At 44.8% G+C, this 20,602-nt stretch carries 20 protein-coding genes and 1 pseudogene; 15 read left to right on the top strand and 6 right to left on the bottom strand.

Annotated elements, in window-relative coordinates; translation table 11 throughout:
- Positions 1-92: 92 nt before the first annotated feature.
- From H6F56_RS07110 to H6F56_RS07085, 6 genes and pseudogenes are all read left to right on the top strand, one after another.
- A pseudogene (locus H6F56_RS07110) lies at positions 93-1,715 on the top strand (cyclic peptide export ABC transporter); the annotation flags it as partial.
- A 91-nt stretch (positions 1,716-1,806) separates the two neighbouring features.
- The gene (locus H6F56_RS07105; RefSeq protein WP_190666248.1) at positions 1,807-2,940 is read left to right on the top strand and encodes a hypothetical protein; all 1,134 of its coding nucleotides are present in this window, start codon (positions 1,807-1,809) and stop codon (positions 2,938-2,940) included.
- A 26-nt stretch (positions 2,941-2,966) separates the two neighbouring features.
- The gene (locus H6F56_RS07100) at positions 2,967-4,007 is read left to right on the top strand and encodes an adenosine deaminase family protein (protein ID WP_242031900.1); all 1,041 of its coding nucleotides are present in this window, start codon (positions 2,967-2,969) and stop codon (positions 4,005-4,007) included.
- A gap of 65 nt (positions 4,008-4,072) precedes the next feature.
- Positions 4,073-5,122, top strand: a complete 1,050-nt coding sequence (locus H6F56_RS07095) for a BMP family protein (RefSeq protein WP_190666246.1) — start codon at positions 4,073-4,075, stop codon at positions 5,120-5,122.
- 16 nt (positions 5,123-5,138) lie between these two features.
- Positions 5,139-5,630: a hypothetical protein gene (locus tag H6F56_RS07090; RefSeq protein ID WP_190666244.1), complete on the top strand. Its 492-nt coding sequence runs from the start codon at positions 5,139-5,141 to the stop codon at positions 5,628-5,630.
- A gap of 40 nt (positions 5,631-5,670) precedes the next feature.
- Positions 5,671-7,185, top strand: a complete 1,515-nt coding sequence (locus tag H6F56_RS07085; RefSeq protein ID WP_190666242.1) for an ABC transporter ATP-binding protein — start codon at positions 5,671-5,673, stop codon at positions 7,183-7,185.
- A 258-nt stretch (positions 7,186-7,443) separates the two neighbouring features.
- On the opposite strand, the gene H6F56_RS07080 is transcribed toward H6F56_RS07085, so the two are convergent.
- Positions 7,444-7,650 (bottom strand): hypothetical protein, encoded by a 207-nt coding sequence (locus tag H6F56_RS07080; protein WP_190666240.1) that lies wholly within the window; start codon positions 7,648-7,650, stop codon positions 7,444-7,446.
- A 288-nt stretch (positions 7,651-7,938) separates the two neighbouring features.
- Between H6F56_RS07080 and H6F56_RS07075 the strand changes: the two genes are divergently transcribed.
- The 8 genes from H6F56_RS07075 (at position 7,939) to H6F56_RS07040 (ending at position 15,097) form a co-directional block, all read left to right on the top strand.
- The gene (locus H6F56_RS07075) at positions 7,939-8,142 is read left to right on the top strand and encodes a hypothetical protein (RefSeq protein WP_190666639.1); all 204 of its coding nucleotides are present in this window, start codon (positions 7,939-7,941) and stop codon (positions 8,140-8,142) included.
- Positions 8,143-8,290: 148 nt separating this feature from the next.
- Positions 8,291-9,349: an ABC transporter permease gene (locus H6F56_RS07070; RefSeq protein ID WP_190666239.1), complete on the top strand. Its 1,059-nt coding sequence runs from the start codon at positions 8,291-8,293 to the stop codon at positions 9,347-9,349.
- A 126-nt stretch (positions 9,350-9,475) separates the two neighbouring features.
- Positions 9,476-10,420, top strand: a complete 945-nt coding sequence (locus H6F56_RS07065) for an ABC transporter permease (RefSeq protein ID WP_190666237.1) — start codon at positions 9,476-9,478, stop codon at positions 10,418-10,420.
- Between the two features lie 279 nt (positions 10,421-10,699).
- On the top strand, positions 10,700-12,607 hold the full coding sequence (dxs, locus tag H6F56_RS07060; protein WP_190666235.1) for a 1-deoxy-D-xylulose-5-phosphate synthase: 1,908 nt from the start codon (positions 10,700-10,702) through the stop codon (positions 12,605-12,607).
- Positions 12,608-12,872: 265 nt separating this feature from the next.
- Entirely contained in the window at positions 12,873-13,190 is a 318-nt protein-coding gene (locus H6F56_RS07055; protein WP_190666233.1) for a hypothetical protein, read from the top strand.
- Entirely contained in the window at positions 13,187-13,561 is a 375-nt protein-coding gene (locus H6F56_RS07050) for an aspartyl protease (RefSeq protein WP_190666231.1), read from the top strand. The genes H6F56_RS07055 and H6F56_RS07050 overlap by 4 nt, the downstream gene beginning before the upstream one ends.
- A 311-nt stretch (positions 13,562-13,872) precedes the next feature.
- Positions 13,873-14,661 carry a glutathione S-transferase family protein gene (locus H6F56_RS07045; RefSeq protein WP_190666229.1) on the top strand — a complete coding sequence of 263 codons (789 nt, stop codon included), beginning with the start codon at positions 13,873-13,875 and terminating at the stop codon, positions 14,659-14,661.
- A 223-nt stretch (positions 14,662-14,884) separates the two neighbouring features.
- A complete protein-coding gene (locus H6F56_RS07040) occupies positions 14,885-15,097 on the top strand; it encodes a hypothetical protein (RefSeq protein ID WP_190666227.1) in 213 nt (70 codons plus the stop codon).
- Positions 15,098-15,157: 60 nt separating this feature from the next.
- Here H6F56_RS07040 and H6F56_RS07035 read toward each other — a convergent pair whose 3' ends face one another.
- Both H6F56_RS07035 and H6F56_RS07030 read right to left on the bottom strand, forming a co-directional pair.
- On the bottom strand, positions 15,158-16,096 hold the full coding sequence (locus H6F56_RS07035; protein ID WP_190666225.1) for an exopolyphosphatase: 939 nt from the start codon (positions 16,094-16,096) through the stop codon (positions 15,158-15,160).
- A gap of 317 nt (positions 16,097-16,413) precedes the next feature.
- The gene (locus H6F56_RS07030) at positions 16,414-17,106 is read right to left on the bottom strand and encodes an NUDIX hydrolase (protein WP_190666223.1); all 693 of its coding nucleotides are present in this window, start codon (positions 17,104-17,106) and stop codon (positions 16,414-16,416) included.
- A gap of 147 nt (positions 17,107-17,253) precedes the next feature.
- Here H6F56_RS07030 and H6F56_RS07025 point away from each other — a divergent pair, with 147 nt between their 5' ends.
- Positions 17,254-18,303: an isochorismatase gene (locus tag H6F56_RS07025; RefSeq protein WP_190666611.1), complete on the top strand. Its 1,050-nt coding sequence runs from the start codon at positions 17,254-17,256 to the stop codon at positions 18,301-18,303.
- 31 nt (positions 18,304-18,334) lie between these two features.
- Here H6F56_RS07025 and H6F56_RS07020 read toward each other — a convergent pair whose 3' ends face one another.
- The 3 genes from H6F56_RS07020 to H6F56_RS07010 all read right to left on the bottom strand — a co-directional run bounded on the left by H6F56_RS07020 (position 18,335) and on the right by H6F56_RS07010 (position 20,544).
- Entirely contained in the window at positions 18,335-18,880 is a 546-nt protein-coding gene (locus H6F56_RS07020; RefSeq protein WP_190666221.1) for a GNAT family N-acetyltransferase, read from the bottom strand.
- A 127-nt stretch (positions 18,881-19,007) separates the two neighbouring features.
- Positions 19,008-19,289 carry an antibiotic biosynthesis monooxygenase gene (locus tag H6F56_RS07015; RefSeq protein ID WP_190666219.1) on the bottom strand — a complete coding sequence of 94 codons (282 nt, stop codon included), beginning with the start codon at positions 19,287-19,289 and terminating at the stop codon, positions 19,008-19,010.
- Positions 19,290-20,091: 802 nt separating this feature from the next.
- The gene (locus tag H6F56_RS07010; protein WP_190666217.1) at positions 20,092-20,544 is read right to left on the bottom strand and encodes an SRPBCC family protein; all 453 of its coding nucleotides are present in this window, start codon (positions 20,542-20,544) and stop codon (positions 20,092-20,094) included.
- Positions 20,545-20,602 lie beyond the last annotated feature (58 nt).

Genomic DNA, 20,602 nt, shown 5'->3' with positions numbered 1-20,602 from the left:
CTAACTTGCCCACCCAATCAAAGTCTGGACAATCAATTTTTATTTCTAAAATCGAGAATACAGTTCTAGACTGAAAGCACAAGCGCTCTCTTTGCATGAACCTGATCCGCCTTCTCCTGCAAACGTCTTGGCCGATCGTTGCCCTTGCTGCCCTCGCCGGCATTATCAGTGGAGCGAGTGCGGCAGCTCTCATTGCCCTGATCAACATAGCAATCACTCAAACTCAGCTACCGGCAACACTAATTTGGAGTTTTGCCGGTGTTTGTCTTTTACGGCTTACCACCAGTTTCGCCTCTCAAGTTCTGTTAATTCGTCTTTCTCAAAATGCCATTTTTAACCTGCGAATGCTTTTGAGCCGGCGGATTCTTGCCACTCCCTTACATCAATTAGAGCAAATTGGTGCGCCTCGCCTCCTAGCCACCCTCACTGACGATATCCAATCAGTCGCTAACGTTGTTTTCAATATTCCTTTCATCTGTATTGATATTGCCATCGTAATTAGCTGCTTGGCTTATCTGTGCTGGCTCTCTTGGAGTGTGTTCCTTTTCATTGTTGGTTTTCTCTTGTTGGGAATATTCAGCTACCAACTGCTAGATGCAAAAGCTGTACATTATCTTAAGCTAGCCCGCGACCGGCAGGATAGTTTATTTAAGCACTTCCGCACTATGACTGAAGGGGCAAAAGAACTCAAACTGCACCGTGAACGCCGGCAAGCATTTTTAGCTGAGGATCTTCAAGATACCGCCCTATCTTCTCAACACCACAATGTTGAAGGTCTGACTGTCTATGCTATTCTCGCCAGTTGGGGCCGAGTTTTATTCTTTATTGCCATTGGCGTGCTTGTGTTCATCCTGCCCAACTTACAAAAAATTGAGACGCCAATTTTGTCTGGTTTCGCCCTCACGACACTTTATTTGGCGCAACCTTTAGAAGAAATTCTGGGGATTCTTCCTAACTTTAGTAGAGCCTCAGTTGCCCTCAACAAAATTGATTCTTTGGGATTGTTACTATCCACTCATGCTGAAGAAGAATCGGCAATTTCCCTTACTGCCGGCTCAAATTGGCAGCGTCTGGAATTGGTAGGTGTAACTCACGCTTACCGGGGAGAGCGCGAGGAAGACAGCTTTGTTCTTGGCCCCATCAATCTGACTTTCCATTCCGGAGAACTTATTTTTATTGTAGGGGGAAATGGCAGCGGTAAGTCCACCCTCGCTAAATTGATTACTGGGCTTTATATCCCTGAAGACGGCGAAATTTGTGTTGATAATACCCCGATAAATAATCAGAACCGTGAATGGTATCGCCAACAGTTTTCTGCGATATTTTCTGATTTTTATCTATTCGATAAACTTTTAGGGTTAGGTAACCCCAATTTAGAAACTCAAGCAAAAAACTATCTGAGTCAACTCCAACTCGAACATAAAGTTGAGATTAAGGATGGGGTGCTTTCAACAACAGCTTTATCTCAAGGACAGCGCAAGCGTCTTGCTTTACTGACTGCTTATTTGGAAGACCGGCCTATTTATCTATTCGATGAATGGGCGTCAGATCAAGATCCGGTTTTTAAGGAAATTTTTTATACGCAACTTTTGCCAGAACTTAAAAGAAAAGGCAAAACCGTGCTGGTAATCAGTCACGACGACCGATATTTTTCCATAGCAGACAGGTTGGTTAAACTTGAATACGGAAAAGTGGAATATGACAATAAAATTTAATAATTTTTAAAACAAAAAAGTAAATTGCTAACTGATAAAATATAAAAGCAAACAAATAAATTATTTTCTGAAAATATAAGTGATAAGGGAAATGAATTTAACGAAAACAATTGAAATTAAAGCTGTCACAACGCCGGCAGAGATGGAAATGTTTCTTGATGTGCCGGCACGGGTATATGCCAACGATCCCAACTGGGTGCCGCCATTACGCAGCGATATTGCGAAGCAATTTGCACCGAGTAATCCCTTTTTTCAGTATGGCCGGCTGCAAGCATTTATTGCCCTTGTAGAAAATAAGCCGGTGGGACGGATTGTTGCTTCTATTAACAACCGGCTGATTGAACGCGAAGGTAAAAATCTTGGGTTATTTGGATTTTTTGAGTGCATTAATGACTTTGAAATCGCCCAATCGCTATTAGAATCTGCCTGCCACTGGTTGCGAGAGCAAGGCATGAGTGAAGCACGAGGGCCGATTGATTTATCAACTCATAACAACTGTCTGTTTTTAGTCGAAGGTTTTGAATCACCGCCAATGGTGATGATGCCTTATAATCCCTCTTATTATCCAGAATTTATCGAGCGTAATGGCTGGCAAAAAGCCAAAGATGCCTGCGCTTATAATTTTCCTTTAGATAAACCGCTGCCGGCAGAATTTGAAAAAGCTTATCGAATTGCTTGTAAATCAGGCATTATTTTTCGTCCACTCAAAACAAAAGGCGAAGAATTTGAGCGAGATTGTATCAGCCTTTATCATTTATTTAACAAAGCATTTGCGAATAATTGGAGTTCCACACCGAGAACAGAAGCAGAATTTTTAGAAGAAGCAAAATCGCTACAGCAACTGGTTGATCCAGATGTCTTCCCGATTGCTGAATACAACGGTGAAATGATTGGCTTTTTTATGGGATTACCGGATTATAATATTCCTTTAAAACACGTTGCCGGCAAATTGAACTGGCTGGGTATCCTCAAATTTCTCTGGTATCGCCGGCAAATTGATCAAGGACGAGTGATTGCCATTTGCTCACTGCCAGAATACCGTCGCAAAATGGTTCCTTTGGCATTAATTTATTTAGGCATGAGCGGGGGCATTCAAAAAGGAAAACCTTATAAACAAGCTGAACTCTCTTGGGTTTGGGAAGATAATTTTCCTTCTCGTAAACTAATTGAAGCTGCGGGGGGACAGCTTTATAAAAAATACCGAATTTACGAAAAGAGTTTATAAACAAACACAAAAATAGGAATGGGTAAATGGTTGAGCTGTCACAAACCGGCAAGACAAAAAATATCTCAAACCTTTCTGAAATGCCCAAAGCTGAACTTCACATTCATCTGGAAGGCGCACCACGCTGGAGTAGCATCCGAGAGGCACTACACCGGCATACAGATTTGAATTTGCCGGCTTTCCCTCCCTTTTACGCTCCCGGCTTCCGATTTACTCAGTTTGCAGAATTTCAAGATTGCTTTCGGCGTTACATCCACCCTTGGTTAACAACTCCATCGGGATATGCTGAAGTGATTCGCGATGTCATGGACTCCCTGATTCAGCAAAAAATTCGTTATGCAGAACTGAACTTTGATGCATCGGTTGTTGAGCGAGTGGGGGGGAATCTTGAAGAAGTTCTGCATCTTTTAGAAGCAGAAGTTGAACGCGCACGCGAGCAAGGAACCATTATTAGAATGATTGTGGGAATTGGGCGCAACCAAGGAGTCGAAAACGCAATTTATTGGGTGCAAAAAATGCTGCCATTTCCTATAATTTCTGGATTTGACCTGCATGGAGATGAAGTGGGATGGCCGGCAGATTTATTTCGTGAAGCTTTCGCACCCGTGCGAGAAGCGGGGAAAAAAATAAAAGTTCATTCTGGGGAAATGGTAGGGCCAGAAAATATTCGAGCGGCAGTGGAAGGACTCGGTGTTACGCAAATTGGCCATGGCACGTCTGCAATCAAAGACCCAAACGTTGTTGAGTTGCTTATTAAGCACAAAGTCTTGGTAGAAATGTGTCCAACTTCTAATGAGCGTCTTCAGAATGTTTCCGCCTATGACAAGCACCCCATCTTAGCTTTAGATGCTGCAGGTGTCGCTGTAACAGTCAATTCTGATGATCCCAGTTTTTTCGGTGTAAATTTGACAGATGAAATGAGCCGGTTAATATCAGAACGGGATGTCACAGCAACTGACTTGGCGCGATGGACTCGAAATGCTTTTAATCACGCAATTGTAGATGAGCCTACCCGCGCTGGGTTACTGGCAGAGTTAGAGGCGTGGCTGCAAACCTGTGAAGTCTGAACCACCAGCAAGCTAGAGTCTTTGGCTGATGATTGCGTTAACACGGATACTGTTTTGGAGGTCGCATGGATAGGAAATACTCTCGGCGTCAATTTATCGGCTTCAGTTCCGCTGCATTGGGCAGTAGCTTGTTTCTGAAAGCTTGCGACAATCCCACTTCCAAAACCACATCAACCGGCACAAATAATTTTAAAGTCGCAATTGTTTTACCAGGGAATATTACAGATCGCGCTTGGAACCAGTCGGGATATGAAGGAATCACCCTAACTAAACAAAAGCTAGGTGCAGAAACGTCTTATGTGGAAAAAGTAGGACAACCGGATCAAGCAGAGGCGCTGTCAGATTTTGCGCGTCGCGGTTACAATTTGGTCTTCGCGCATGGGGGACAATTTGATGCGGCGGTGCAACAGGTTGCCGGCCAATTTCCGAACACTTTTTTTGTCGCTGTTAATGGTGCAGCAACCGGCAAAAATATTGCTGCCTTGAGAATTAATCATATGCAGGTGAGCTATCTGTGCGGCATCATCGGCGCTTCTATGACCAAATCTAATCAGCTCGCTTATCTTGCCGGCCAATCCTTTGAAGCCACCACTCAGGAATTGCGCGGTTTTGAATTAGGCGCGCAGTCGGTGAAACCGAATATCAAAATCAGTTCTAGCTTTACCGGCGACTGGAATGACGTAGCGAAGGCGAAAGAAGCGGCGCTGGCTTTAATTGCATCCGGTGCGGATGTGCTGTATCAGTGGTTCGATGTTGCCTCACCGGCAGTGTTGCAAACGGCGGCGGAAAAAGGGGTTTATGCCTTCGGTAATACCACCGATCAGCTGGGGATCGCCCCAAAAGCGGTTTTAACCAGTGCGTTAAAACGGCTTGATTTAGCCATTGCTTATTTGGCAGAACAGGCAAAAACAGGGCAATTAACTGGGCAAAAATACTTAATAGGACTGGAGAAACCGGAAATTGTCAGTTTAGGACGCTTTGGCGAAATTGTGCCAGAAGCTATACAGACAAAGGCGATGACGGCAAAAACAGCGATTGCCGGCAACAAAATCCAGTTTGAATCGTGCCAGAATAAAGGTAAGGATACTTGGTGTCTCAAGCAACCGCCTACCTAAAACTCTTTAAGAATTTATGGACTTAGAAGCCGAGCAATCTAAAGATAGAAGAATTGTATCTTTAGAACATGAAGTAGAAATCTTGCAAGAGCAACTCGAAAGCCTCAAACAAGAGCTACTGGAAGAACGTCAGCGTGCAGATGATTACCTTGAAGAATTAACTTACACGCAGCTTGAACTGGAGGAACTTGACCGGGAATTATTAAATTTTACAAATTTAGAAATGTTACAAGAAGCACAGGCTGTAAAAATTGATCCCAGCTTAAAAGAGCAAGAGCTAAGCAGCAGTCCGTTAGATTGGCCCTTCAATTTACATGGTCTTGAAGGAAAGCGAGTAAACAAAAAGGAGAATACAAAAGAATTAATGCTCAAAATAGAAAGTGAGCGAAGCCGATTAAGAAAGCAAATTAGACAACTCAGCCATAGATTTTCAACATTTAAAAACTCTTCGGATGAATTTATTCAACAAATAAAAGTTTTTAAGCCAGAAAACTCCGGCACAAGTTAATAAAATTCGGTTGGATATTTTTAACTTTATGTAAAATAAAATGTTGCATCTGGAGGCAATCACTAAGCGCTTTGGCACATTCGTTGCAAACGACAACATTAGCCTCAGTGTGGCAGCCGGCTCGATTCACGCTCTTTTAGGAGAAAATGGGGCCGGAAAGACAACGTTGATGAATATCCTGTGCGGTTTATACAAACCAGATTCAGGCAAGATTTCCTTACAAGGTAAGCCGGTAGAAATTGCGTCTCCCAGTGCCGCAATTGAGTTGGGAATTGGCATGATTCACCAACATTTTATGCTGGTGCCGCAACTGTCGGTGACGGAAAATATTATCCTAGGAACCGACTTTAGTTTTCGTCTGAATTTGCGTTGCAAACAACAAGAAATCGCCGCACTATCGCAAGCTTATGGCTTAGAAGTTGACCCCAGTGCCAAGGTAGGGGATTTGCCGGTGGGAACTCAGCAACGAGTGGAAATTCTTAAGGTTCTTTACCGCAAAGCGCAATTGCTGATTTTGGATGAACCGACGGCGGTACTGACACCTCCGGAAATCAAGTCTTTATTTAAAATTCTGCGGCAACTTACGGTAGAAGGACACACAATTATTTTTATCACGCACAAATTAGACGAGGTGATGAGTTTGTGCGACACTGTAACCGTATTACGCCGGGGACAGGTAATTTCTACAACTGCAACGCAGGGGATCACCGCTCAAAAATTAGCCGAATTAATGGTCGGCAGATCGGTTGCGTTGCAGTTGAATAAATCTCAACCGGCAGCCGGAAAGGTGGTGTTAAATGTTGAGAGTTTAAAGGTTAAAGATGACAGAGGTTTTACGGCTGTTCAAAATTTGTCATTTCAACTGTGTGCCGGGGAAATTTTAGGCGTTGCCGGCGTGGATGGTAACGGACAGCGAGAGTTGGCAGACGCAGTTGCAGGACTAAAAACGGTTACAGCCGGCAAAATTCAACTGTGCGGCGAAGATGTCACGCAGATGCCGGTGCAACGATGGCGCAAAAAATTTAAAATCGGTTATATTCCCGAAGATCGGCAGAAAATGGGTTTGGTTTTGGGATTTAGTATTGCCAAAAATTTAATTTTAAAAAGTTTTAACCGTTTGCCTTTTTGCCGCAACTTTTTCTTGCAACAAGATGCGATCCAAAATTATGCAACGGCGAGTATTCAAAACTTTGATATTCGAGTGTCTCATCCTGATGTGAAAGCCGGCCAGTTATCGGGAGGAAATCAGCAAAAAATCGTGCTGGCGCGAGAACTTGCCGGAGAGCCGGTTTTAATTGTGGCGATGCAACCGACGCGAGGATTAGATGTTGGCGCAACTGAAGCGGTACAGCAACGGTTATTAGCTGAACGCGATCGCGGTGCGGCAATTCTTTATATTTCTACAGAGTTAGAAGAAGTGATGGCAATGAGCGATCGCCTTGCGGTAATCTATGAAGGCGCGTTTGTCGAAATTTTAGATGCAGCAACTGCAACCGTTGAACAGGTGGGATTTTTGATGGCAGGGGGTCAACTTTCAACAAGCGTGCCAACTTAAGAAAATGCTATTTTACCCTGACGAAAATTGCCTTTGCAGAGCCGGCTGAGTAGACCTCTGGTAAAAATCTAAAAAGTCCGCACATCCTTTGCCAGAAGTCTAATAAGCGATAAAAGCGATAGGTTACTTTGCAACACGCTACGCGAACACAACCTGTTAAAATTGAGCGATATTGATTTGCAAAGTAAGTTTTTTAAGCTAGCTAGCTAACAATGAACAACAGCTATCGCGAATCATTGCTGTTGTTGAATATAAATTTTAAACAGCTAATTCAACAAAAGCATCACGACGGAATTGAACAACGCATGAGGTGGCTCGTCGATAACGCATCGCAGTGGAAACGGTCAAGGTAATATTATTCTGGGTTGACTGTAGTACCTCTTGCACCGTGCAAGTCTGCCTCCTCTGGTGGCAATAGGCGAAGATGCGATCTCCGATCTGAACATCCATTGCTTGAATTTTCATTTTTATTTACCCTTATTGTTTTGGATCGGCTAGCTGTCTTCAGCGCGGATGCTGTTGCTCCGCACAGTGCGATTGAGCCACTATTATTGCCGATGCTGCCGTGATTCGCTGTCACTTTGATAACTCTTTGCGCTGGGGCCGGCAAAATCCAGTCCTGCACCTTACTTACCCGACCGCTAGAGAGTATTTCCATAACATAACACGAAAAGGCGGGATTATAACAAAGTCCCTATTTTATAGTCAAGGTGGTTTATACTGAAAATACGATTTACCTATCGGGTTTGTACCATGACAGCTCTATTCATCAATCAAATTGAAGGGCTGACTAACCCGGAAACCGAGGCGGGCGAAGGGGATGAAGCGAAAACCCTTGATCAGTCTATGACAATGACGCGTATTTGCCCTTGCTGCTCAAACACTTTAGTGCGTCAGATACGATCCGCAGGACTTTACTGGTTTTGCAGCTACTGTCACGAAGAAATGCCGGCTTAGAAACTATTGCGGAAACTGAATTGAAGGTTAAGGGCAATTGAAGTCTAAACTAACAAACACTTCTAATTTTGTTGGTGCCGGCATCTAAAGCTTTTGCTGTCCATACAGATAAAGGTAATATGAGCGAACCTGATTTCAGGGCAAAATTATGAGATTCGCTCGTATTCCGCCTATTTTATTGCCACTTCTATCGCCGGTTGTGGCGATCATCGCAGCGCTGCTAGTGGGTGCCGGCTTGATCGTTTTAGCCGGCGCAAATCCACTCAATGCCTATAGCGCCCTATTTCAAGAATCTCTAACAACTTACTTTGGATTTGGCAACACTCTCACCAAATGGGCACCGCTACTCTTAACCAGTTTAGGCGTGTTGCTAGCATTGCGGGGAGGACAGCTCAATATTGGCGGCGAAGGACAGATTTATCTGGGCGGTTTGGGAAGTGCGATCGCAGGGTTGTACTTGCCAGGATTGCCGGCTTTTATTCATATCCCTTTAGCGCTGCTAGCCGGATTTTTGCTAGGGGGATTTTGGGGTTTTATTCCCGGCTATCTCAAAGCAGTGCGCGGCGTGAATGAAGTGATTACAACACTGCTGCTCAATTATATTGCATTAAACTTTATTGGATATCTTGTACAAGGGCCGCTGATGGAAAAAGGCGCACCCAGCCCTTACACCGCCCCCATTGCAAAATCTGCCCAACTGCCGGTTATTTTGCCTGGGAGTTTAGCCCATGCCGGCATCTTAATTGGGCTAATTGCAGCGGTAATTTTATGGTTGATTTTGCAAAGATCCCCCCTCGGTTATCAAATTACAGCCGTGGGATTGAACCCCATTGCCGCACAATATGCCGGCATTTCTGTTAAACGCACAATCACCCTCGTCATGGCGTTAGCAGGGGGTTTAGCCGGGTTAGCCGGCGCGGGAGAAGTGATGGGGGTGAAATACCGGCTTTTCGCCCAATTTTCCGGTGGTTACGGCTTCGACGCGATTGCGATCGCCTTTTTGAGTCGCGGAAATATAGCCGGTGTTGTGCTTGCCTCCCTATTTTTTGCGGCGCTTCGCAGTGGCGCAAATGTCATGCAGCGCAGCGCTGGGGTGCCGGTGACGGTGGTTTATGCGATTCAGGGATTAACGATTCTGTTCATTGCCATCGGTTTCGCCCTAGAGTTAAAGATTGGAATAAAACAACCGCAGATTAACGCAGATTAACGTAGATAATAACTCCATCCATCTGTGTTTATCTGTGTGCATCTGTGGTTAAAAAATCCGAAAAAATCCCAAATTTAACGCAAATAATCATCCGCGCACATCTGCGTTTATCTGCGGTTAAAAATAATGAACCAACCCAACGCCAACTTAATCTTTTTTTCCGATTACTTAGTCGCAAGCTTGCGCCTATCTATCCCCTTAGCTTTCGCCGCATTGGGAGGACTTTTCTCAGAACGTTCTGGGGTGATCAATATTGCGCTAGAAGGAATGCTGTTAACCGGCGCTTTTGCTAGTGCAGCGGCAGCTTTTTATACAGGTAATGTCTGGGCAGGAATTCTCGCAGCATTTGTTGCCGCAGGAATGATTGGTTTACTCCATGCCTATCTCTGTGTCACACTCCGAGTCAATCAATTAGTATCGGGATTAGCGATTAATTTAGCGGCTGCCGGCTTAACTGCTTTCTTAGCGAGAATTGTGTTTAGCGGTGGCAGCAATCAGCAACTCCCCGGACTTGAATTAATCGGGATTGCCGGTTTAAAAAACTTACCCATCTTTGGTGCCTTATTCTTTAATCAAGATCCGCTTGTCTACTTTTTATTTTTTCTGGTTCCTATCAGCACCTATATTTTATTTCACACCAGCCTTGGTTTATCCCTGAGAGCAGTTGGAGAGTATCCCCGTGCTGCTGATACAGCCGGGGTTCCTGTCACGCTGATCCGTTATCTCAGTGTGATCATTAGTGGCTGTCTGTCGGGTTTAGGAGGCGCTTATTTAACGTTGGTTCATGTCAGATTTTTTGCGGAAGATATGAGTGCCGGCAAAGGTTTTATCGCACTAGCTGCACTGATTTTTGGCAGATGGCATCCCGTTAGCACTCTCTTTGCTTGCTTGTTATTCGGTGCAACAGAAGCGTTGCAATTGCGAATTCAAGCTTTTAATCTCAACATTCCTTATCAATTCTTGGTAATGCTGCCTTATTGTGTCGCACTTTTAGCCTTAATCGGATTAGCGGGGAAATCAACACCCCCCGCCGCACTCGGCACGCCTTATATTAAAGAAAGTCGCGACTAATAATTGTCTCATTTTCTTAACACAAATTTCTTAATTTTTTCCGCTCTCCCTCTTCTTCTCAGCACTCTCCAGGGATCGATTGATGAAGATGTCCACCAAGCTCCTATACTATCCTGATAGATCGAGTGGGACTGATTTAATCTAGATTTCGGAGCCACCAACCCGACCTCAACCGCTGCCGGCATTGGTACGGGATACAAGTGTGGGGCGAACTGATTAAAGTCGCTCCTACTTTTTCGACTGGCAGTAAGCATGATCACCTAGCGAGTAATAGATAATATGCATCTAAGCGAACTGACTCACCCGAACCAGTTGCACGGTTTATCAATCCTTCAACTTGAGCAAATTGCTCGTCAAATTAGGGAAAAGCATCTGCAAACCGTTGCCGCCAGTGGGGGACACCTTGGCCCTGGTTTGGGCGTCGTGGAACTAACTTTAGCGCTTTACCAAACATTAGACCTTGATCGCGATAAAGTCATTTGGGATGTTGGCCACCAAGCCTATCCACACAAATTGATAACAGGTCGTTATAACCACTTCCACACACTGCGGCAAAAAGATGGGATTGCCGGCTATCTCAAGCGCTGTGAGAGCAAATTTGACCATTTTGGTGCCGGCCACGCTTCCACGAGCATTTCAGCCGGCTTAGGCATGGCTTTAGCGCGGGACCTCAAGGGCGAAAACTTCAAAGTGGTTTCAGTGATTGGGGATGGTGCACTAACTGGCGGCATGGCACTCGAAGCGATCAATCATGCCGGTCATTTGCCGAAAACAAACCTGCTGGTTGTCCTCAACGACAACGAGATGTCCATCTCGCCCAACGTTGGTGCAATTCCCCGCTACCTCAACAAGATGCGCCTTTCGCCGCCGATGCAGTTCCTCACGGATAACCTAGAGGAACAGTTCAAACATATTCCTTTTGTCGGTGAGACATTCTCCCCCGAAATGGAACGGCTGAAGGAAGGGATGAAGCGCTTAGCTGTGCCCAAAGTAGGCGCTGTGTTTGAGGAACTCGGCTTTACCTATATGGGTCCCGTGGATGGCCATAACCTGGAGGAACTGATCGCTACCTTCAAGCAGGCGCACAAGATACCAGGGCCGGTTTTGCTTCATGTGGCGACGACGAAAGGGAAAGGGTATGCGATCGCAGAAAAAGACCAAGTTGGGTATCACGCCCAAAATCCCTTTAATCTGGCAACCGGCAAGGCAGTTCCCTCTAGCAAGCCCAAACCCCCCAGCTACTCCAAAGTCTTCGCCCACACCCTGATTAAAATCGCCGAAGACAATCCTAAAGTCGTTGGCATCACCGCAGCAATGGCCACCGGCACCGGCTTAGATAAGCTACAAGCGAAGTTGCCGAAGCAATATATTGATGTAGGCATTGCCGAACAGCACGCCGTTACCCTGGCTGCCGGTATGGCGTGTGAGGGAATGCGTCCGGTTGTGGCGATTTATTCTACCTTCGCGCAACGCGCTTACGACCAAGTCGTCCACGATATTTGTATTCAAAACCTGCCGGTGTTCTTCTGCTTGGATCGGGCCGGCATTGTGGGTGCAGATGGCCCAACTCACCAAGGAATGTACGATATTGCCTCTCTGCGCTGCCTTCCTAATATGGTGCTAATGGCACCCAAGGATGAGGCGGAATTGCAGCGAATGGTGGCCACCGGCATTAATTACACTGCCGGCCCGATTACCATGCGCTACCCCCGTGGCAATGGCTACGGTGTGCCGCTGTTGGAAGAAGGTTGGGAGGATTTGCCCATCGGTAAGGGGGAACTGCTGCGTCATGGCGACGATGTGCTACTAATCGGCTATGGCTCAATGGTACAGCCGGCGATGCAGGTGGCTGAAATTCTCAGCGAGCATGGCATTGAAGCAACGGTGATTAATGCGCGTTTTGTCAAGCCTTTGGATACAGAATTAATTGCACCGTTGGCGAAGCGAATTGGGCGGGTTGTCACCTTAGAAGAAGGCTGCACCATGAGCGGTTTTGGTTCAGCAGTGATGGAAGCGCTGATGGATCTGAATGTCGTGGTGCCGGTGATGCGAATTGGTGTTCCCGATATTTTAGTCGAGCACGCAACTGCTGAACAATCAATGGCGGAGTTGGGTTTAACACCTCCTCAAATTGCCGAACGAGTACGGATGTCTCTCAGCCCTCAGCTTTCTGCGGTTAGCAGTTAAGAAAATCTTTTAACGCAAGATAACGCAAGCGTTAAAAACCTAGGGTGGGAACTGCCCACCCTTCAATTTTTCCAGTCATTTCTGATGTAGTTTCAACTGCTTGTAAATAGCGAGACTTTAATGTTATTCAACCTTGCACGAGAGCGCCGGCAAAATGGTTAAATTTCATTTTTTTTCAACGCTTAAGAAAGCCCTTTTGCTGAATTTATCAGAGATCAGCGATAATAAGAAAACAGAGACTTTGAGGGAAGAAGGAGAACTACCCATGACTGAAACAGAGCAGATTCGCACAGTCCGGCGGGGAAGATTATCTACAGAATCTACTAAGTCTCAAGAAGAGATCGATCAGTGGTACGCAGAAAGAGCAGCATTTCGCCAGCGCTGCAAAGTAATTTTTGATCGAGTTCAGCCTGAGTTAATTAAAACTCACTACAACTGGTATATGGCAGTTGAACCAAATAGTGGGGATTATTTCATTGATCAGGATGAATTAGCGGTCGTACAAATAGCGCATCAAAAGCACCCGAATGCTAAAATACACGTTTTCCATATTAATCAGACAGGGGTGTGTGGCACGATATGATCGAGGGCAGGTTTACCGATGATGATGAGCTATTTTTTGAAATTGAGTTGATTGCTGCTAATGGCTTGGAAGTGTCAGTTGATGCGTTGTTAGATACAGGTTTTTCAGGCTGGTTAGCGATGAACGAGCAGGATTTAGAGGAGCTTGGTTGGATTTATATTGCGCCGCAAACGATGCGAACAGCACAGGGAGATGTAGATTTTGATATCTATTTAGGAAAAGTGCGAATAGATGGACAGGAGTTTGATATTCCTGTCAATGTGGGTGCCGGCATTCCAGAATTTTTAATCGGTCGTCAGTGGTTAAAAACTCGCCGCTTAGTCGCAGATATGCCGGCTGGGGTGCTGACATTAGAATCTGTTAATTCGTGAAATTTTATTAATTGAAAAAATAGCTGCCGGCATTAAAGACAAACACTTTAGTTTGCGCCTGTTGACAAACTCAGCCTTACTTTTGATTTCTTGTTGGAGGAGCCGGCATTGTTAATTTATTTTTTCAAAGCTTGCAAAGCTTGCCATCCGAGTATTAAAAACCCAATTGTAGCTAACAGAGTCAGCCCTAAGGGCACCACATCAACTGCTGTAAATTCACCCATCGCTACTTTCTCTTACAACGACGATTTATCCTTTGCCTTAACGTCTATCATACACTGTTAAAAATAATTTCAAGGAGTATTTGCTCAATGACGATCCTCTATGAACACCCGCTATCCCCCTATGCACAGAAAATCAAAATTGCCTTACGCGAAAAGGGGATTGAGTTTGAGTCCAAGACACCTGACTTGAGTGGAGGTGGATTTGGAGGCAGCGAGTTCGTAGAAGCCAATCCTCGTAGGGAGATGCCGGCCTTCATTGACGGCGATGCCAAAATTTTCGACTCGACAATCATTCTTGAGTACATTGAAGATAAATGGTCTTCACCCCCACTGCTACCCAGCAATCCCACAGATCGCGCTCGCGTCCGTATGATTGAAGAAGTTATGGACACTTATTACGAGCCGATTAACTGGGGACTGGTTGAAATTAACTTTTTCGGTCGCGCAAAGGGTGAACTGGCTGAAACAATTGTTGGGAATGCCAAACAACAGGCCGAAAGGTGCTGGCAATGGCTAACCAAGCAGCTTGGCGATCGCGAATGGTTCAACGGCGACGGTTTTGGCTGGAGTGACCTTTGTGTTGTTCCCTCTATCAACACGTCATTCGTCGCATTCGGGATAGCACCGGCAGCCGGGTCCCCACTCGCCAATTGGTTTGAGCGCGTCAAGGTACGTCCCAGCGTTGCTGAAACGCTTCAAGAAGCAAATGAGTCTATTGCCGGCTTGGAGCAATTTTCGAGCTTTTTAGAGCAGGGTCTACTTAAACGCGAGTACCGCGATCATCGTCTTGAATGGATGATTCGGATGGGTGGACTCCAAGTTGTACTCGACGGCATCGAGAAAGACAACATCCGATTCGGTTACGATTTTTCTTGAGAGCAATTTGAAACCTTAAACCCGATGCTAGCGAGATCGGATGCTGTTGAGATTTTCTTTACCAATCAGCTCTATCTCATAAAACTGCACCCTGAAAAAGGCTGTGCCGGCCCAAGCCATACCCACCATTCTTCATGATTTGCTACAATAGCTTTTCTGCGCCGACTTATTGGTTAGCGTAAGCTTCTGTTATTTGTTCAACGCTATTTCTTCGAGTGCCAGCATGATTCAACAGTCTATTTCCCTTGTTCCCCAGCCTCTCCATCAACTGCCGGCACTCACCAGTTTAGAGACTTTAAAAGCCAGGATGCTCGCTGCTAAGACCATCACAGAACTCCACGCGCTCATTGTAGATTACACGGATGTGGAGATCAAGCAGGTCTACAACCGGCTTACCCCAGTTCAGCAAAGCCGGATCAATGCAATTTGCGAGTAAGAGAGGAAGGGTTAGGCCACATCATTAGAAGGCGTGAAACCCTACCCTTCCTGCTTCAAATTAACCATCTGAATTAATTTGAGCAATTAACTCTTTTAAAACTTTTTCAGCTTTATCATTATCAATCTGGCAGGTGCCGGCATTTTCATGGCCTCCGCCCCCGTATTTCAACATTAATTCTCCGACGTTCGTGTTTGAAGTTCGTTTAAAAATTGATTTGCCAACGGCAAACACAGTATTTTGCTTTTTCAGTCCCCAGAGAACGTGTGTTGATATGTTGCAATCTGGGAACAGGGCATAAATCATAAATCGGTTGCCGGCGTAAATGATTTCCTCATCTCTCAAATCTAAAACCACTAAGTTTCCGTAAACTTTTGAGCATTTTTCAATTTGATCTTTAAACTTTTCTTCTTGTTCAAAATACAAACTGAATCGATCTTGTACATCCGGCAGTTCTAAAATTTCATCAATGGGGTGATTTTTGCAATAATCAATCAATTCCATCATCAATTGATAGTTGGATATTCTAAAATCTTTAAATCTTCCTAAACCTGTTCGGGCATCCATCAAAAAGCTTAAAAGTACCCAACCTTTCGGATTTAAAACTTCATTCCTAAAAAATTGCGCTGAATCAGATTTATCCACCGCATCCATCATATCTTCTGCAATTTGGGGAAATTTTTCTTTACCTCCAAAATAGTTATACACAACCCGTGCGGCTGAAGGGGCTTGGGCATCAATAATATAGTTTTCTTTTTTGTCTTGATTTCTGATAGTTTCGCTGAGATGGTGATCGAAAGACAAATACGCACCTTCTACATAAGGCAAGTTGGTGGTAATATCACTACTCGTAATTTCAATTTTTCCATCCTGCATATCTTTAGGATGAACAAATTTAATTTCATCGATCATATCGAGTTCTTTTAAAAGAACCGCACAGACAAGACCATCAAAATCACTGCGGGTAACTAATCTATACTTTTTATCGTTGGCTTGCATATAACCTCCTGTGAATGAGCCGGCGGCGAATAAGCTACAGGGACAACTATACCTTATTGCACTCTTGGTTGCTACGGTTTTAGCCCTCCTGTCGGCATAACTGGGGATGGCACTGCTGAGACAGTTCGTTAGCGAATCTAACCGTCAAAGACTGCCGACTCTGGGCGCAACGTTTTGTAACATCAAATTTGTTACTGATTGTTAAAGTCTTTACGTTTTCATTGACGATAAAATTGGCATTTTTTCCTACCGATACTGCATCCGCTTGATCGTATTGAATGAGTCGCGCCGGTGCATCACTCCTCCTTTAAATAGCGTCAAATCTCAAAATTAAATCCCTTACTTTTTAACTGTAAATACTTCTCTTTGTCAAACTGATAAAGTTTCGCAGCGCGATGAGAAACATCTTTTTGAGTTTCATCTAGCTCTATTAAAAGATTCATATTCATAAACTTTTTACGAAAATTTCGCTTATCCAAACTTTGCTCTAAAACGGTTTCATATAACCTTTGCAATTGAGAAAGCGTGAATTTTGTCGGTAGCAGTTCAAACCCTATCGGTTCATATCGAACTTTAGCTTTCAATCTTGCCAGCGCCACTCGCACAATTTTGTCGTGATCGAATGCCAGTGCCGGTATTTGTGCTAACGGAAACCAAGCCGCATCAACGGCATCTGTTGCGGCATAAAGCCGATGTTCTTCCAGATTAACCAACGCGTAATAAGCCACCGTCACTACCCGTTCGCGAGGGTCTCGATTCACTTCCCCAAACGTGTATAACTGCTCTAAAAATACTTTTTCTATTCCCGTTTCTTCTCGCAATTCTCGACGGGCGGCTTCTTCTGTCGATTCATCAATGCGAACAAATCCTCCCGGCAACGCCCACTGCCCTTTAAAAGGAGGCAAGAGTCTTTGAATTAACATCACTTTCAGCAAGTCTTGCCCATCTAAACCAAAAACGACGCAATCAACTGTGAGATTAGGCCGGGCAAATTCATAGGTGTAAGGCATAGAATTTTCAATCGAGCATCAAAATTTAAACCTTCCGTTGCCAACGGCTGCAAGCAACGACAAATTGACATTGTGTAAAAATTACACTAACATAAAGAAAGAACGTACGCCTAGCAGTCATTCGCTGTTTGAAGTGGCAGGTTAATGATGAACACACAGACCGTCACGCAATTGCCCATGCCGCCTCACTTTGACAATGAAAAAGTGGAACAAGTGTGGCGAGTTCCCTACCAAGAACGAGCATCACAGGCGAGAGCATGGGCAAAGTTGCACGATATTCAACCGGCTGCCAAAGATAAAATCCGCTTTTGTTTAATGGCAATCGATGTGCAGAACACATTCTGCATTCCAGAATTTGAATTGTTCGTTGCCGGCAAATCTGGCACGGGGGCGATTGATGACAATGTGCGGCTGTGCGAGTTTATCTACCGTAATTTAGGCGTGATTACTGCCATCGCGCCAACGATGGACACGCACACGGCGATGCAGATTTTCCATCCCGTATTTTGGATTAATCATGCCGGTGAACACCCCCTCCCAGCGGCAACAATTTTAACCCTAGAAGATGTTGAAAAAGGTGTTTGGAAAGTTAACCCAGCCGTTGCAGATAGCATTGTCGGCGGCAACTACCAAACACTACAAAAACACGCCCTGCACTATGTCCAACAGCTTAGTGATGCCGGCAAGTATCCGTTGACAATTTGGCCCTATCATTCCATGCTGGGCGGTATTGGTCATGCCCTAGTTTCAGCACTTGAGGAAGCGATATTTTTTCACAATCTTGCTCGATACAGTCAAACTCGTTTTGAAATTAAAGGGGACAATCCTTTAACTGAGAATTATTCAGTGTTGCAGGCTGAAGTTTTAGCGGGATCAGACGGACAACCCATTGCTAGAAAGAATACCGGCTTGATTCAAAAACTGCTGGAATTTGATGCAGTTATTATTGCCGGTCAAGCGAAAAGTCACTGCGTCGCTTGGACCATTTACGATTTGCTCGGTGAAATTCAAGCGAAAGATCCCAACTTGGCAAAAAAGGTGTATTTGTTGGAAGATTGCACCTCACCAGTCGTTGTTCCTGGCGTGATTGACTGCACGGATCAAGCGGATGAAGCCTTTCGCCGGTTTGCGAGTGCCGGTATGCATCTGGTTAAATCTAGCGATCCCATCGATACCTGGCCAGACATTCATTTGTAGTTACCGGCTCATTGCGGTTGGCTGCCGGCAGTTATTCAACCTTCGCTTTCCATTCCTGCTCCAAAATGCTGTATATCAGCGTGTCATGCCACCGTCCCCGGATATTCACATTCTCTCGCAGCCGGCCTTCTTGACTCATGCCCAGCGTCTGTGCCAATGACACCGCCCCTCTATTTTCAGCGATACACTGTGCGTAAATACGATGCAAGCCAAGTTCTGTAAAGCCAAAGCGCAATAGCAAGCGACCCATCTCAACCGGATAATTTCGGCCCCAATGTTCAGGAGCCAATTCACAGCCAATTTCTGCTTCTAGGGCATCAGGATCGCTCTTGCGGATGCCGCAGTTTCCAATCAGCGTATCCTGTCTCCGGAGAGTAACAGCCCACTGATACCTCCATTGAGGCTTTTCCTGCTGCCACAGAAGGAAGCGATTGACGAAGGCACGAGCGTCTGCCTCCGTGCCCCCAACTTCTGGATAAAAGCGTTGATATGCCGGTGTGGATTGGTAGGCTAAAACAGCCGGCCAATCAGCTTCGGTAAATTCGCGCAGCAGCAGACGATCCGTTTGAAAAAGCATGAGTGAATTGCAAAACAACAACTAACTTCATCTGGAAGTTGTATATGGAGACAACTCTATACAGCCGGCTAACGACAAAGCTCACCGGCATGGCTACGCCACGCCAGAGTTGAGCGAATTGTTCGTTTTAAAGCACACCTTCTTCTAACTGCTCTAAATAAATAAATTCTGGAGCCTTAACACCAGCCTGCTTTCTGATTTCAACTAATTTAGGAGACTCAAAGAATGCTTTAGCGTTAGCAAGTGATATCCATTTAGAAAAGTGGACAATCTTATTGGAGTTGTTTTCGTATTTTAAAACATGATAACTCTGCTCTCCTGCATCTTTTCTAATTGATGCAGCATCATCAAAGATTTTTTTCCACGCCTCGTAATCTTTAACTTCATGAATTATTAATACGTATTCCATTTCGGCTGCCTTATTGAGCGAAAAACATAACTTTTAATTATACTGATTTTTTTTGTAAAATACCTTTTTTAAGGGAACTATACAAAAATTTTCTGTATATTTTTGACAGCAACCCAAGCTTGTTATCTATGATGAGCGCTACAGTCTCTTCACAGACAGAGTGTTGATAGAAGGGTTCATGGAACCTCGCTCAAAGATTAGGAAATTGTTGAGAGCGGTAGAGAGCTTTATTTTACACAGCCGGCTTTTATTTTGTCGGAAACGATTTTTTTCGCTTGACGATAATTACTTGCTAAAATTTGCAGCAGGGTTCTACTCATCACGACTGCCGGCAACTTCAGCCATTTCTCTGGGAATTTTCCGGATCTCAAACCGCTATTAAGAATAGCAATAATAGATGCACCCTGATTGATAGCTCTCTGGCAACTTCGCCAGGGGCTTTTTTTTTGCTTGATAATCTTCCGGATACACCCTGTTACTAAAGGAATACCAATAATAGATGCACCCTGATTGATGGCTCTCTGGCAACCTTGCCAGGGGCTTTTTTTTGCTTGATAATCTTCCTGATACACCCGCTACGAAAGGAATACCAATAATAGATGCACCCTGATTGATAGCTCTCTGGCAACCTTGCCAGGGGCTTTTTTTTTGCTTGATAATCTTCCGGATGCGCCTTGATCCTAGGGGAATACAATCAAAAGATGCACCCTGATTGATGTTTTCTGTTCATCCCTTGGCCTAACCGTCAGGGGATTTTTTTTGTTACTTCTTATAATAGATGCTTTTACTCTGAATAGAAAACTCAAGTTTGTTTTTCGCACTCTCGTTTTATGACTTTGTGCCGGTAGGAAAACATATCCTTGAGTCGCAGATCCACCCACCATCCGAGAACGAGTTCAGCAAGCATTCCTCCTGGTAACTCGAAGTCGATGGCATCCGTTAATCTGGTTTTTCCATTTTCCTCGATAAAATGATGCCGATGAGTCCAACTTTCCATTGGCCCTTCAATTTGCCGGTCGGTGAAAAGCCGGTTTTTATCGCATTCCGTATGACGAGCAACCCAGCGGACGGGAATTGGCCCTAACCAAAGACGGAATTCAGAAATAGCACCCACATCTAAACCGCCTTCGCGACGGATTATTTGAACCGGCTGCCAGGGGGGAGTGAGAAGTTGGAGAATATCGGGTCTTTCGTGAAAGCTCCAAACCACTTCTACCGGCGCATCAATCAGTGAGGAATGTTTGAAGTGTAGCATCTCTAATCGCTGATGGGTAGTTGCTCAAAGAAAAGGAGTGATTAAATTTTGTTTATTT

The organism is Microcoleus sp. FACHB-672, assembly GCF_014695725.1.
Lineage (GTDB): Bacteria > Cyanobacteriota > Cyanobacteriia > Cyanobacteriales > Oscillatoriaceae > FACHB-68.
The sequence above is the reverse complement of the archived record's forward strand: the minus strand, read 5'-3'. Positions and strand labels throughout refer to the sequence as shown.

Bases quoted from the DNA above. Each gene is read 5' to 3' on its own strand.
- H6F56_RS07030 (WP_190666223.1), bottom strand. From the start codon at position 17,106: ATGCCTTACACCTATGAATTTGCCCGGCCTAATCTCACAGTTGATTGC.
- H6F56_RS07085 (WP_190666242.1), top strand. From the start codon at position 5,671: ATGTTGCATCTGGAGGCAATCACTAAGCGCTTTGGCACATTCGTTGCA.
- H6F56_RS07100 (WP_242031900.1), top strand. From the start codon at position 2,967: ATGGTTGAGCTGTCACAAACCGGCAAGACAAAAAATATCTCAAACCTT.
- H6F56_RS07055 (WP_190666233.1), top strand. From the start codon at position 12,873: ATGACTGAAACAGAGCAGATTCGCACAGTCCGGCGGGGAAGATTATCT.
- H6F56_RS07070 (WP_190666239.1), top strand. From the start codon at position 8,291: ATGAGATTCGCTCGTATTCCGCCTATTTTATTGCCACTTCTATCGCCG.
- H6F56_RS07090 (WP_190666244.1), top strand. From the start codon at position 5,139: ATGGACTTAGAAGCCGAGCAATCTAAAGATAGAAGAATTGTATCTTTA.
- H6F56_RS07040 (WP_190666227.1), top strand. From the start codon at position 14,885: ATGATTCAACAGTCTATTTCCCTTGTTCCCCAGCCTCTCCATCAACTG.
- H6F56_RS07050 (WP_190666231.1), top strand. From the start codon at position 13,187: ATGATCGAGGGCAGGTTTACCGATGATGATGAGCTATTTTTTGAAATT.
- H6F56_RS07045 (WP_190666229.1), top strand. From the start codon at position 13,873: ATGACGATCCTCTATGAACACCCGCTATCCCCCTATGCACAGAAAATC.
- H6F56_RS07080 (WP_190666240.1), bottom strand. From the start codon at position 7,650: ATGAAAATTCAAGCAATGGATGTTCAGATCGGAGATCGCATCTTCGCC.
- H6F56_RS07035 (WP_190666225.1), bottom strand. From the start codon at position 16,096: ATGCAAGCCAACGATAAAAAGTATAGATTAGTTACCCGCAGTGATTTT.
- H6F56_RS07105 (WP_190666248.1), top strand. From the start codon at position 1,807: ATGAATTTAACGAAAACAATTGAAATTAAAGCTGTCACAACGCCGGCA.
- dxs (WP_190666235.1), top strand. From the start codon at position 10,700: ATGCATCTAAGCGAACTGACTCACCCGAACCAGTTGCACGGTTTATCA.
- H6F56_RS07065 (WP_190666237.1), top strand. From the start codon at position 9,476: ATGAACCAACCCAACGCCAACTTAATCTTTTTTTCCGATTACTTAGTC.
- H6F56_RS07020 (WP_190666221.1), bottom strand. From the start codon at position 18,880: ATGCTTTTTCAAACGGATCGTCTGCTGCTGCGCGAATTTACCGAAGCT.
- H6F56_RS07075 (WP_190666639.1), top strand. From the start codon at position 7,939: ATGACAGCTCTATTCATCAATCAAATTGAAGGGCTGACTAACCCGGAA.
- H6F56_RS07095 (WP_190666246.1), top strand. From the start codon at position 4,073: ATGGATAGGAAATACTCTCGGCGTCAATTTATCGGCTTCAGTTCCGCT.
- H6F56_RS07010 (WP_190666217.1), bottom strand. From the start codon at position 20,544: ATGCTACACTTCAAACATTCCTCACTGATTGATGCGCCGGTAGAAGTG.
- H6F56_RS07015 (WP_190666219.1), bottom strand. From the start codon at position 19,289: ATGGAATACGTATTAATAATTCATGAAGTTAAAGATTACGAGGCGTGG.
- H6F56_RS07025 (WP_190666611.1), top strand. From the start codon at position 17,254: ATGAACACACAGACCGTCACGCAATTGCCCATGCCGCCTCACTTTGAC.